The sequence below is a fragment of the Pseudovibrio sp. Ad46 genome (assembly GCF_001623065.1).
In the GTDB taxonomy this organism is placed as follows: Bacteria; Pseudomonadota; Alphaproteobacteria; order Rhizobiales; family Stappiaceae; genus Pseudovibrio.
Genome location: NZ_LMCG01000071.1, coordinates 1 through 12793 on the forward strand (window position 1 = coordinate 1; position 12793 = coordinate 12793).

Here is a 12793-nt window from a genome sequence, read left to right on the forward strand (position 1 = left end):
GCACTGCAACCGATAAGATCTACATCTTTACGCCGGATGGTTCTGGTGGTTATACGGAAAGTAAGCTGGTTGCTGCGGGAAGTGATGGCTTCGGTGGTACGGTTAGCATCAATGATGACGGTGTTATTTTTGCAGATGGTCCGAGCGCTCTGGCTCGTGTGTTTACGCCGGATGGCTCTGGCGACTACACGGAGTTGCAGCTGACAGCTCCTGATTCCAATGCCAGCTTTGGCATAAGCGGTGCGGTACAGGGTGACGGGACCATTGTGGTTGGAGCCTCAGGCGTATTGTATATCCATGAGCCGGATGGCAGCGGCAATTACAGTGTTTCCAAACTGATCACCGGCCCTGGAGGTACAGGTTCGACACTTGCTGTGAATGAGGCCGGTGTCATCGTTACCGGAGCGACATCTGATAATGGAGCTGCCTATGTTTATGTTCCAGATGGAGCAGGTGGTTACAAGGAAATCGTTCTGACGGCTCATGATGGAGCAAGCGGTGATTACTTTGGACAATCAGTCTCAATCAATGAAGACGGTGTCATCACGATTGGTGCTCATGCTGACGACGATAAGGGGCAAAACTCCGGCTCCGTCTACGTGTTTACACTTGATGCTGACGGTAATTATGTCGGCGCTGACGGCACCGTTTATGAACCGTCAGATACTCCACCGGTGATTGAGAGTTTTGAAACCACATCGCTCACAATCAATGGCAGTGATGCTGCTGAAGTGTTGAATGGCGGGTTGGATGCGGATGTTATCGCCGGGAATGATGGGGACGATGTTCTCTCTGGAGGATCTGGAGATGATCAACTAACGGGAGGTGCTGGCAATGACACCTTTAAGTTTGCAGATGGTGAGAGCGGTCATGATGTGATTGCTGACTTTGAAGCCGGGGCTGGATCGCTTGATGTGATCGAGTTCGAGAGCGCTGTGTTCGCTGATTTTGACGCCTTGAAGGCAGCGGTTGAAGATAGCGGAGCCGATGCAGTCATCACCATTGACGACGACACTTCGATCACTCTGAAAGGTGTAAATTCTGCTGATTTACATCAGGATGATTTCACCTTTGTCTGATTAAACGCGTTCTTTCAGAAGGCTCTCAGAGCCTCCCTCATGAATGACAAAACCCCACTCAATTTGAGTGGGGTTTTTGTTTTGTCATTTGCGGGCAGAGCGGAAACGTTAAACAGGATAGCTGAAATAAGATCTGTCGGGATTACATCATCATCGTGCCCCCCTGCTCAGGGTGACGAAGTAGACCTTCGCTGCAAGTGCAATGAGTAATGCATAAATGATTACTCTTTAGGTGAGCGGGGCCACACTGCGACAAGCTAACTAAAATCGACCTATGGTTGAAACCACGCACCGGCTGTAAACAACTTGATTTAGGTTGAATGGCCGCAAATGGTCACACTACGACATACGGTGTTCGCGAATATTCAAGCAAATACCTCCACATTCATGCCGTCAGTTCTTACCCCCCTCCTTTCAACCCCGCCTCAATCCTCTCCCCAACCGTCTCTGACAACACCCGTATAGGATGTGCATCGTGGTTCACATAGCGGTTGGTGATGGTCACGTTGCGATGGCGTAGAAGGTGGCTGATGAGGAAAGCGTTGCTTCCCGATTGCGCGGCGAAGGTGCCAACCGTATGGCGCAGATCGTGGATGCGCACATCTGGGATGTCGGCATGATGGCGCACGCGTTGCCATGCGTTCTCCACCAGCTCCTTGGTAATATGCCGAGTGGGATCATTGATGCGGGCAAGCACATAAGGCGAGCCATCCAAGCGCGGTATATCGGAGAGGATGTCGAGCACATTCCCACTGACCGGATGAGGCTTGCGGCCATCCCCTTTCTTTGAAGGCAAGGCAATAGCCCCTTCTTCAAAGTCTACATGCTTCCATTCAAGAGAAGCGATCTCCATTAGCCGTGCCCCCGTATAGAGCAGCAATTTGAGACAATAAAGCGCCATGGGGTTCACAGGTGTCCGGCGCTTTTCAATATCGTGGCGCAAGTGCTTGCGGTTCTCTGGGCTAGCCTTGATGATCCATGGAAGCCCCTCTTTCTCTGCAAGCTCCAGCGTCTTACCCAAGCGCTGTAACTCATCACCAGATAAGAACCGGTCGCGCTCATTCTCCTTGTAACGCTTCACCAATCGCACCGGATTGCTGTGCTCAGGCCTCAAGCCCCATATTTCAGCCAGATTGAACGCTTTGGAGATGATTGCCAGCACATGGTTTGCTTGTCGCGGAGTTCTGCGCATGGAGCGATGTAGTTTGGAGATATCCTGCCGTGTAACTGAAGCCAGTTTCGCTTTGCCTAGAGGCTTACGCACACACCGTTCAAGAATGCGCCGTATCTCAACAGCCGACTTTGGGTTGTTGTGCACCTCAACATGTTCGCTCAGATACATGTCCAGCAGATCATCAACCGTTGGCGCATTGCGAATGATCTTGCGATTAACGGTCGGGTCTTCCCCAATACGCACCTTGGCCAGAACATCGACCGCTTGCCCCCTCGCCTGATCTGGTGTCAGCTCACCGTATTTCCCAAGGGTCAGACGGCGAGAACGCCCTTCTAGTGTGCGATATTGAACAATGAACGTTTTGCGCCCGGTTGGCGCCACCTGCAGCCCAAATCCCGAGAGCTTACCATCCCAGACGAAGTACTTCTTCGCCGTTGGCTTAGCTGCATCGACAGTCCGTTTCGTGACATTGGGCATCAGGCAAAACTCTCCCGCTGACGGCCCATAACAAGAACCACCATACGTGCGAAAATTGAAGTTAAAAGTAGTCCCCGATTACTGCTGTTTCTGACGGCCTGACAGCTTGTGACGACCTCTTGGGCTTCTCTTAAGGCCTTGTGTAAAACACAGCCTCATCCCCTTATAGATCGCTTGCTCAATGCCTACCGTTTCTTGTCAGCATATTGTAAGCAAATGTACGAGTTTCACGGCGAAATGCAAGGTAGGCAGAGGCAAATAATTTTCTACAACTCATTGATTCATAGTACTGAATCGTAGTAGAGTGTAAGTGGACGTGAGTTGCAAATTGCAACTTGTAATCAAGGGGTCGCGGGTTCGATCCCCACTGCCGGAATCACCATTTAACCTCGTCGTATATAAAGAGGCTTCGCAAAGCAAAGCTCCCAATTGAGAGCTTTTTGCGTTTAGACCTCGTGTCAGCGCAATGAAAGCAAATGAGAGCATTTGAAAAGCGCAATTTCACACCTCTTTTAGCTCTAGTAATTGTCCTTTCAAATTATGGAAATCAACACTGCAAAGAGAACTTCAATGGTCTGTTTGCTGATGCATTTTTAAATGCCAGTTGGCGCTTTAAAGTAACCCGGTAATTAAATTGGATTAGCTACAGAACTTAATTGAAACACCTAGAATAGCCGATAAAATATTTTACAAAGAAATATACTAAACTATTATATCGACAAAACTCTAAAACCACACATTTAAGTAAATTAAATTAATCCAACTCTGCTGTTGCAGGATTTGCTAAATAGTATTCAGAAGTTGCTCTTCAAAATCTGCTCTACCTATTGTCAGCAAGCATATCTAGTTCATGCATGCTGCGACAGGAGTTACAGATGCCCAAAGGACAGTTTCAATCTCATCATGAAAACAGGCCTGGTGTGATTGCAGGTTTTCTCCCGCGGGACTCAAAGCTTCTGGGGAAGTGGCTGGATCATATCAGTCAAAAATCCATATCAGCATATGGAAAGCAAATTGAACAAGGTTACTCTTTTTTGGAGCCTTCAGTTCAAGCCCTAGCCTTTTTGCTGAATAAAGACGATCACCTTCATGGTCTTGTAAGCGAGATGATTGAGCAAGGCTGGCAAGTTCACCAAGAAGAAGAACCAAAAGTGGCGTATGGAATTAAATCCATCAACGATATGCTATGCGCCCTCAATTACATTATCAAACATGCACCAATCTTTGACCCAGACTTGCCGCATTCAGCATTTCCAATGTCAGGATTGTTTGTCTACATGATGTGGACACCCGCAGGGAATTTTGTCTTTAAAAACAAGCTTTTCAATGATGCCCTGAGAAACATCCTTGATGCCTGGTGTGAGTTTTTAGACCCTCCGACCTCACTCAGTGTCGTTGTTACCTCAAAGGATGGTTGGCTTTCTGAAGCCTCATGGAAAGCGAACAGTCTGGATCAGTTCGTTACGAAAGAACAGATCGAGAAAGACCCTGTGCATTGGGGATACACGTCATTTAATGACTTCTTCCATCGTCAAATCATTACGATCAGCCGACCAATTGATGGGCCGGACAATGATCGAGTGATTACATCTGCTAATGATGGCACCGTTTATCGCATTGCACGTAATGTAAAACTGGACGATGATTTTGAGACGAAAGCCCAAAACTATTCTCTCAAGCAAATGCTTGACGGCAGCCCTCTCACAACGCGCTTTGTTGGCGGAGATATCGTTCAAACATTCCTAAGCGGCAACGACTATCACCGATGGAGAGCTCCTATCGCCGGTAAGGTTGTCGAAGCACGGGTCGTAAACGGATACATGTTCTCTGAGCTTTATTCAGAGGGGTTTGATCCGTCAGCAGGAACTAAGTCTCAAGGATACGAGGCGATGGTAAACACCAGAGCGCTTATCTTTATCGAGAGCGACAATCCTGCAATCGGTTGCGTATGCGTTATGCCCATTGGGATCACAGAGATCTCATCTATCTCAATTCAGGTTAAAGTAGGCGATAGAGTTGAAAAAGGACAAGAACTTGGATGGTTCAGCTACGGGGGATCCTCAATGGCTCTTGTTTTTCAGCCTAAAGCCATCAAGCAGTTTACGATTGTAAATCCTCTTTCAGATAACAACTCCGACAACGGGCCATTTGTCAGAGTTGGGGCACAAATTGCGATCTCAACTATTTAAGTCAGTCGTTGTTTTTCTCTTTAGCGCCTGGCGATAATGAAAATCAACGCCAGGTGTGCTTTCGCCAAACCGAAGGACACCTCAATGAAACACCCTCTCCTGGAACTGAATGATAGCGCCTGCGCGGCTCTGGTCGATGCATGCACAGATCGCAACCCCAAGTACATAGATGACGATCTTTCCTGTGTTAAAGCCATCGCTCAAGCAGCTATCAATGTAGAGTTGTTTACAATCCCCCTCTACATGACGTCGCTGTATTCAGTCCAAGGTACACATCAAATCAATAGTAAGGGCAGTAAGCTCTATGAAGGTCGCTGGTGGCCTGGCTCTGGTCCTGCCGCCGACCCTGACACAACAAACAAGCAAGTCTTCAACAAAGTCTACAGCGTGTTTATTGAAGAGATGCTGCACCTTCAACTCGCTTCAAACATGGCAACTTTGATTGGAGTGCAGCCATGCTTCACAAGTCCAGCCTTACAGAACAAAGAGTTTGGATGGTCCTGCTATAAGCATGGCAACACCATGATTCCACACATTTTGGATTTTAATAATTGGATAGATCACCCCGTCTTATGTTCATATGATCCCGACCTAATGAATTTAAAAGGTATGCAAGTGATCCTGCGCGCCATGAACAAAGATCAGGCAAAACTGTTCATGGCAATTGAAGAGACCGTTGAACTCGCCAAGCTCAATCTGGAAAATTCTGAAGTTCCCATACCTGATCCTCAGCCCGATGGTGATAAGACCCGACCAAAGTACTTTGAACCTGCACCATTTGATTGGTTCAAAGCCAACATGACGGAAGCAGATCTACCTCTGTTCGGCTCAATTGGGCATATGTACTTATGTTACTGGAGCTACCTTGAAATTACCTACTCAGATGGAACCAGTTTGCTTGGGCGTCTCTTAGGCTTGCAGCGAGATCGCTTCAATAAGCCAGTACAAACGGCTTCACAATATCCGTTGATTGATATGAATCTGGAAGAGCTTGATAGCCTGAAGCTCAAGCTCATTAACAACATCAATGCAATCACTGATCAGGGTGAAGGCGGGGATGTTGTCAAAGACATTGTGAGGGTTTGGGGCTTTAAGTCATGGGCCAACTCACTTGCAAAAGGCTCAGAAAATCCTCTAGGTTGCGTGAAAGAAAAGTTCCAGCCTAACAAAGAAGCGTTGATTCAAGATTATCCTCATTACGATGATCAAGGCAAACAGCTCCCAATGCTATCTGGTATAGCTCGCGCCAGATCTGACGCAGCGGATAAAGACCACTTCGAACTGTTTTCGGAAGTGCTTCAACTCGTACAAAAACCCGATTACATGACATGGGATAGGTGGCATGACAATCATATCTGGAAGCCAGACATGCTTGGTACTAATGGAGCCCCTAACGTGCCATGTGTTGAAGACATCGCGACAGCACTCAATAAACTAAAAACCAAATCTAATACCTACCAAATATTAAGCCAAGCTGCGGTTGGGACGATTAAGGGCATCACTACAGTCTTGAACAGTTACTGGAATAATAGCGATAACACCGAATTTCCCTCTCCTGCCATGGATGGGTCTGGTGATCGGGTTTCTATATGCTGGGCTGTGACCGGAAAAGTGCCCGATCTTGTGACTGGCATTGCCTCACAAAAGGAACATGTTCTTTATCATGCTTGTCAGGGTATGGCCTTAAACGGTTCAGATACCGAGACTTGTGCCAGTGTTTTAGCTTACCATAGCTGTAAAGGTTCAAACGAATGCAAGACCCAGGGTGGGTGCGGGTTTGTCCAAAGTGCCAGCGGTGGAGGTAGCTGTGGAGGTTCCGTTGCCAAAGGTCTAAAGAGCGCGCCAGCGGACAATAAATGCGGTGGTTTTGGAGGGTGTGCAGTACCAATTTCAGCCTCTCAGCTTTACCCGAAACAAGACGATGGTTGCTATGAGATGCAACTCTATAAATTTGGACCTGCTCCTGATCATAATTCAGAGGCTTTGAAGCAACATCTCCCCTACTCTGAAGGGGATGCCGTTTACGACATAGCATGGCAAGCTTACTGTCATGCGAAGGGGCTCGACCCTGATGCGCATAAAGCACCAAAAGCCAATGATTTACGGCTGGCGATGCCACCAAGCACATAAACGGGGTCAAATGAGTTCATCTGCTTCATCAAAACAAGGAGTCGCAGATTCAGCGGCTTCCGAATTGAACGAAAATACTGATTATTTAGGATTTGGGGTTGGCCTGCGTTCTCAGCACTTCCCTGAAATTATGGCTTGCGAGAGTTTACCTGTCGACTGGTTTGAGATCATAAGTGAAAACTTCATCGACAACCTCGGATATGGGCGGCATGTCCTAAAGGAACTTCGTAGCCGATGTCCAATTGTGATGCATGGTGTTTCCCTCAATGTAGGATCTTCAGATCCTCTGAACTGGGAGTATCTTCAAAAGCTCAAAGAGCTGGCTGAATTTGTCCAACCATCATGGATCTCTGACCACTTGTGCTGGACCGGTATACTTGGGCACAACACTCATGATCTTCTGCCAATGCCTTTGACGGAAGAGAGCCTCAATCATGTATCCGAGAGGGTGCTGCAAGTTCAGACCTTCCTTGGACAACCGATCCTTCTTGAGAACCCATCCACCTACCTTGAGTTTCGACAAAATGAGCTGAGTGAGTGGGAATTCCTGTCGTTGCTCGTTAAAAAAACAGACTGTCTATTGTTGCTTGATGTAAACAATGTCTTCGTTTCCTCCTTCAATCATGACTATAATCCGCTGGAGTATCTGAGGAACATTCCTCACAGCAGCATCCAACAAGTGCATTTAGCTGGTCCTACACGGGCTGGTAACTGTCTGGTGGATACTCACGATCAACCTGTCCCAGATCAAGTCTGGGAGCTTTACAAGGTGCTCCTGGAGAAAACCGGCCCGGTTTCTACGTTATTGGAATGGGATGCAAACATCCCGGGCTTTTCTGAGGTTGTCGCTGAGTTGAACAAGGCACGACTCATTTTTGAAGGAAAGCCCTACCAGCGACTAGAGAGTGTCGACATCAATCAAGCACCTGGTGCATTCTCGAGCCCGGTTGTTCGATAATGAAGGAAAGTTGTCTAAAGAAAGATACCCAACTAAGGCAACTACAAAACTGGCTACAGGAGGTATTGATAAACCGTGGTGACCTCTATCAAAAACTCTTAGGAGCTCAGCACCAAACAAACCTTACCCTCGAAGAGGCCATAAAAGAAACGGAACAGTTTCCTGCAATCGAACGCATCAACATTTATGCGTCAGGATATATTATTCGCTTGGTCGAAGCGTTAAAGGCAGAGTATCCGCTGCTGTGTAAGTTCATGGGAGATGAAGTCTTTGAGGGATTTGCGAAGGCGTACATTGTCACCCATCCTTCGCGTTATTCCAGTTTATATAAGTTAGGAGCTAAACTCCCTGAGTTTCTAGAGGAAACGCAACCGAAGGGAGCAAACTGCCCTGATCAAGTCGCTCTATTTAAAATCCCAGCTGAGTTGGCGCGATATGAGAGAATGCAGGCTGAGATACTGCTCCATTACGGTCTTGAAGAGTATATTTATTCCACTTCAAAAACGTCCATCGCCTTTCTGACATCAATCCACTCTGAGCTATTACAAGCATCGCCATGCCTAAGAGTTCTCAAGATGGAGTACCCAATCCGCTCGCTCGCCATTTCACTGCGTTTGAACGACACTGTGACAATACCAAAGCGAACTGAGAACTGGGTAGCTCTCACGCGAAAAGACTACAAGATCGTTTCTTTGCAGATCAATGATTGGCAGGCTGAGTTGTTGGAAGCTTTGAAGACTCCAACACCCCTTTATCGAGCGCTGGAAAATGTTAAATCTTCAAATATGGCTGAAGTTTTGCTTTGGCTTCCAACTGCGCTGGATTTTGGATTGGTCTATTACCCAAGATAGACCAATCTCAACTACATAAACAATGCATAGTTTTGCTCACCCAGCCGGTATGGAATAATTTGCGACACACCTGTTGCCGCGGTGACAGTTGCTTCTGTTGTCCAACCGATGCAATCGCCGTGTACGCGATTTAAAGTCACCTCACCATTACTCACCATATACGTCATAAAGTAAGGGTCACCCGGCCCAACCATAAATGGATGTACAATATCCAGCTCTTGGTCATCCTTCAGATGTAAATGTGAGCCAACCTCGTTGGTTCCTTCGCTTAGATCATCTGAAAAATGATCGATATTAACGTTGGGTTTCCATGTATTGGTTTTCAGGAAGAAGTTCTCCTTGCCCCAGGTAAAGAAGGCAAAACGTGTCCAGCCTTTTGCCCATTGGTGAGCCCAGACATTTTCTACAACAAGCGGAGGGCTTTTCCCTCCGGACTTTGCCGTGGCTGATATCGTCCAGGTATTCACGGCGCCATCTGTGTTGTTGTAACCAAATACAAAATTCTGCCCCAGATCGACAGCGCATTTTACTTCGCTCAGGTTCGTCGTATAGGGATAGCGTGTATGATAGAAATGCAATGGATATTCGGATTTTAGATCCTTAGTCAAAGGGAAGAAATACATGTGTCCGTTTTTGGCCTGATAGGCGAGCAGATGAGGCTTGTTCATCATGTAAAACGGCTGAATCGAATCCCAGTCTTTGCCAAGCTCAAATGTATTAGGCACTTGCTTGATCCAAGGTTCTGTTTCAAGAAGCTCGAATGTGTCACAATTTCCGCTGCCCTTATGGTATCCGACGAGGATCATGGTGCCGTAATTGTCGTAGGTCGTCAGCGCGTCATAGGTTTGACTAAAAACGGGCTGCCCGACCTCAGACCATTCCATTACGCCAGTTTGTTGGGTTGGTGTCATTGTATAGAGCGTTGCAGTCATTATTCCCGTCTCCTAGCGTATATCTTCGCTGTAAATTTTGAGGGGAGCCGGATCTGCGCCGGCAATCTGATAGTAAGAGCAATGAGCAGGTTGCCCTGCTCCGTTCAGCTTCAAAATCTCAAACCCTCGATTGTACCATTGCTCGACCATCTGCAGATGCGTACCAGGTATAATCGGGACCGGATACACTTCCTCATAGGGCGTTTCTTTCTGCTGCACCGGAATGGCTGAGTGACCTATGCAACGACCTTTTGCGAGCGTTTTGAGAGGATTATCCGGTTCTGAATTATTGGGAGGCCAGCCAATGGGCCTGAAGTTATCTTCAAATATGCAAAGGTTATGTTCATGCCCCCAGAACCATGCAGCGACCTTATCAAAATATGGTCCAAAGGCTTGCCAAAGAGCGGTGTTTACGCCGGGCCGATTGATGTCACCTTCATAATCTGAGGGCACACCTACAGCAAAACGACCTGAGTAAAGCTGATGGTGCCCGAATAACAATGTACGGCCAGAGAATTGGCTGAGGTGGTGTCGGTGCCAGTCCATTTCATCAGGACGCACATACACCATGGGCGGTGGGTTTTGAGGGTCATATGCATCACTCGGATTGACATGAAGTACACCCAGGGCTTCATCCAGTTTGTCTCCAGCCACCTTCAGATAGTGCCCATGGTACCCCGTATCCATGCCTAGGATCTGCCAGGCCCCGTCCTCTGTGGTTAGACGGAAATAACTGGCTTGCTGCTGCTGACTGGGATGGATTACGAGCCGACCTTCATCAAGACACCTGAAGTACGGAAATGCTCCGCAAAAGTATTCATGATTGCCAGGCAACGTGTAAACGGGAGGACGGTGCCCTGCAGCTGTAAAAGCCACATTAAGGAGCCCAAGGAAGTATGTATCAAACTCCTGTTCTGTACCGGAATAATAAACATCGCCGACGTGCAAGATCACATCTGGCTTGAACGAAAGTGCTGACGCTAGAACAGCAGCTGCCACATCCGTTCCTGTTCCGATATCACCGATCAAAGCAATGGTCGCGTCCGATGGAAGTTGCCAGCTCACGCAACCATAATCATAGCTCCCGCCTCCATACTTGGGATCTCGCCAACTCCGGTAATCCAACTTCCCGCCTGAATGCCCCGGATAGGACCAGAAGTATTTTACATACTCATCAAACATCTGCTGCCAGGCTGGGTTACCAAAGGTGAAGTTGTCCAGCTGCGTCTGCATCTGCGCTTCAATTTGCTTATTCCCGGTAAAAACCGCGTGAGCTTTATGATGTGTCAGATAAGTGAGGTATTCTGCTGCTTCCGGGTCACTGGCATTTCGCGTGGTCGGGATCTCAGGCGCTTTACCTTCCAGTGCTTTATGTGCGTATGCATCCACGCCCTCTAACATAGGATGAGCGACCGGAACCCCTTGGCGCGGGTCATGATCTGTCATTTTTGAAACAACGCTCGCAGCAGCGGATTTCAACCGAGCCAGATCCGCATTCTCATAATTGACAATGGGTTGCATCATATATCCAAAGTTCGATGAAGCTGAATGTTGAGACTGTTAGGTGCTGTCATGGGTATCCCGGTCCAGTCCTCCCACAACCCATGACCAAGTTCAAAATGCTCGGAAGCTCGGTCCAGCCACGTTGTCGTGAAATCCTTCAGCGGAGCAAAGCAGGTTGAGCTGCTTTTTCCCTTAGGCCAAAGTGTCCACGCGACTAGGTAATTCTCGCCAACGCACAACAGTCCCCCCTCTAGCCCACTCATAGGCAGCAGGTTCTTCGCCCATTTCAGGATGTGTGCTCTAAATATTTCTGGTGAGACGTTCTGGTTGCGCGCACCAATATAGTGCACCACGTCACCGGACATCCAATCTGCGGGAGCATTTACAAGGAAATATGGCGTCTCGACTAGCAGGTCTGCCTCAGGCAACAATACTGGGAACCCAGCGGAGCTTCGTGATGTGTCATATAGATCACCATGCAAATTCGTGTAGCAACGCACAGCGACACATTTGAAAGCATCGTGATAAGTTTGTTGCGAGGTCCAGAACATTAAGGCGCTTTGATCTGGCACCGTTGGTGGTTTGCCTTCATTTTGTGGCAAAGACGGTATGTAAGCATGCAAGCCCGCATTGGGTTGTAACAAGGAACATCCTGGCACAAACACAGAGCCTAGAAACTCTTCAAACTGCTGCTGTGTCTTATCTTTGCTTCGAAACCCTCGCCAGACATGTACAGCATCGGGTGGGACCTTACGAATTTCATTCATTTTCGAAAGCCCTTGTGAACTGCATATTGTATGTATCACCAGGCTTTACGTTCATGCCTGGCCAGTCATCCCAAAGGGCTGCTTGCGGTGGCAATGTTGTCGGAACAGGTTCAAAAACGTGAGACCAATCACAGTGTGATTGCAACTGTTCAAGCCCAGGATCAGTGCCGTCACCCAGTTCCCAATACACGATGTAATCTGCTCCGATGCAGACAATGCCACCTTGTATTTTTTCGCGCGCCTGCGTTTCGGCAAGGACACTTTGTATGTTCTGAAACAACTCTGCCGTGTTAGTGCTAGTTGGCAAAGCTCCCACCAGATGCCGTATCTTTCCTTTCATCCAGTCCTGCGGTTTATCGATAAGGTAGTAGCACTGGTTCAACACCAGGTCTCCAGCGAACAAGACCGGAAAGTCTGCACCACTTTCCGGCGTGTAACAACCACCGTGGGTCAAAGTGTAAGTACGACCTGCCAGAGTTTTGAAACCGTCCCAGTAGGTCTGCTGAGAGTTCCAGAACAAGATTGCAGTTTCGTCAGGTACTGTATCTGGCTTGTTGGCCATTCCGCATGGAATGGTCGGAACATATGTGTCCAAGCCATTTTCGATCTGCATCTGCACGGTTGAAGGAATGAATGTTTCTCCAAGTCTTTGAAAAAACTCTTCTTGCGGAAGTGTCGACTGGCGAAATCCTCGCCATATCCGGACTGCATCAGGAGGTATCTGGAAGGACAT

At 47.8% G+C, this 12793-nt stretch carries 9 protein-coding genes and 1 pseudogene; 5 read left to right on the top strand and 5 right to left on the bottom strand.

The genetic code is table 11. The features are described 5' to 3' along the window. Positions 1-1079, top strand: a pseudogene (locus PsAD46_RS28750) (hypothetical protein); the annotation flags it as partial. Between the two features lie 400 nt (positions 1080-1479). Here the strand turns inward: PsAD46_RS28750 and PsAD46_RS18590 are convergent. Beyond that, positions 1480-2730, bottom strand: coding sequence for a site-specific integrase (locus tag PsAD46_RS18590; RefSeq protein ID WP_063307583.1), 1251 nt, complete (start codon positions 2728-2730; stop codon positions 1480-1482). Between the two features lie 875 nt (positions 2731-3605). Between PsAD46_RS18590 and PsAD46_RS18595 the strand changes: the two genes are divergently transcribed. From PsAD46_RS18595 to PsAD46_RS18610, 4 genes are all read left to right on the top strand, one after another. Further along, on the top strand, positions 3606-4919 hold the full coding sequence (locus PsAD46_RS18595; RefSeq protein WP_153040784.1) for a phosphatidylserine decarboxylase family protein: 1314 nt from the start codon (positions 3606-3608) through the stop codon (positions 4917-4919). An 84-nt stretch (positions 4920-5003) separates the two neighbouring features. Further along, a complete protein-coding gene (locus PsAD46_RS18600; RefSeq protein ID WP_208981916.1) occupies positions 5004-7049 on the top strand; it encodes a ferritin-like domain-containing protein in 2046 nt (681 codons plus the stop codon). A 64-nt stretch (positions 7050-7113) separates the two neighbouring features. Beyond that, positions 7114-8007: a DUF692 domain-containing protein gene (locus tag PsAD46_RS18605; protein WP_084404483.1), complete on the top strand. Its 894-nt coding sequence runs from the start codon at positions 7114-7116 to the stop codon at positions 8005-8007. Next, the gene (locus PsAD46_RS18610) at positions 8007-8858 is read left to right on the top strand and encodes a DNA-binding domain-containing protein (RefSeq protein WP_063292503.1); all 852 of its coding nucleotides are present in this window, start codon (positions 8007-8009) and stop codon (positions 8856-8858) included. The genes PsAD46_RS18605 and PsAD46_RS18610 overlap by 1 nt, the downstream gene beginning before the upstream one ends. 11 nt (positions 8859-8869) lie before the next feature. Here PsAD46_RS18610 and PsAD46_RS18615 read toward each other — a convergent pair whose 3' ends face one another. Genes PsAD46_RS18615 through PsAD46_RS18630 form a run of 4 tightly spaced genes read right to left on the bottom strand, consistent with a single transcriptional unit; the run spans position 8870 to position 12793 of the window. Then, the gene (locus PsAD46_RS18615) at positions 8870-9790 is read right to left on the bottom strand and encodes a hypothetical protein (protein ID WP_063307584.1); all 921 of its coding nucleotides are present in this window, start codon (positions 9788-9790) and stop codon (positions 8870-8872) included. 12 nt (positions 9791-9802) lie between these two features. After that, the gene (locus tag PsAD46_RS18620) at positions 9803-11311 is read right to left on the bottom strand and encodes a metallophosphoesterase (RefSeq protein WP_193776971.1); all 1509 of its coding nucleotides are present in this window, start codon (positions 11309-11311) and stop codon (positions 9803-9805) included. Then, positions 11311-12060: a hypothetical protein gene (locus PsAD46_RS18625; RefSeq protein ID WP_063307585.1), complete on the bottom strand. Its 750-nt coding sequence runs from the start codon at positions 12058-12060 to the stop codon at positions 11311-11313. The genes PsAD46_RS18620 and PsAD46_RS18625 overlap by 1 nt, the downstream gene beginning before the upstream one ends. After that, on the bottom strand, positions 12053-12793 hold the full coding sequence (locus PsAD46_RS18630) for a hypothetical protein (RefSeq protein ID WP_063292499.1): 741 nt from the start codon (positions 12791-12793) through the stop codon (positions 12053-12055). Before PsAD46_RS18630 ends, PsAD46_RS18625 begins: the two co-directional genes overlap by 8 nt.

What these genes read in the sequence shown, in the direction of transcription:
- PsAD46_RS18595 (WP_153040784.1), top strand. Translation starts at nt 3,606, where the DNA reads ATGCCCAAAGGACAGTTTCAATCTCATCATGAAAACAGGCCTGGTGTG.
- PsAD46_RS18625 (WP_063307585.1), bottom strand. Translation starts at nt 12,060, where the DNA reads ATGAATGAAATTCGTAAGGTCCCACCCGATGCTGTACATGTCTGGCGA.
- PsAD46_RS18600 (WP_208981916.1), top strand. Translation starts at nt 5,004, where the DNA reads ATGAAACACCCTCTCCTGGAACTGAATGATAGCGCCTGCGCGGCTCTG.
- PsAD46_RS18590 (WP_063307583.1), bottom strand. Translation starts at nt 2,730, where the DNA reads ATGCCCAATGTCACGAAACGGACTGTCGATGCAGCTAAGCCAACGGCG.
- PsAD46_RS18610 (WP_063292503.1), top strand. Translation starts at nt 8,007, where the DNA reads ATGAAGGAAAGTTGTCTAAAGAAAGATACCCAACTAAGGCAACTACAA.
- PsAD46_RS18630 (WP_063292499.1), bottom strand. Translation starts at nt 12,793, where the DNA reads ATGTCCTTCCAGATACCTCCTGATGCAGTCCGGATATGGCGAGGATTT.
- PsAD46_RS18615 (WP_063307584.1), bottom strand. Translation starts at nt 9,790, where the DNA reads ATGACTGCAACGCTCTATACAATGACACCAACCCAACAAACTGGCGTA.
- PsAD46_RS18620 (WP_193776971.1), bottom strand. Translation starts at nt 11,311, where the DNA reads ATGCAACCCATTGTCAATTATGAGAATGCGGATCTGGCTCGGTTGAAA.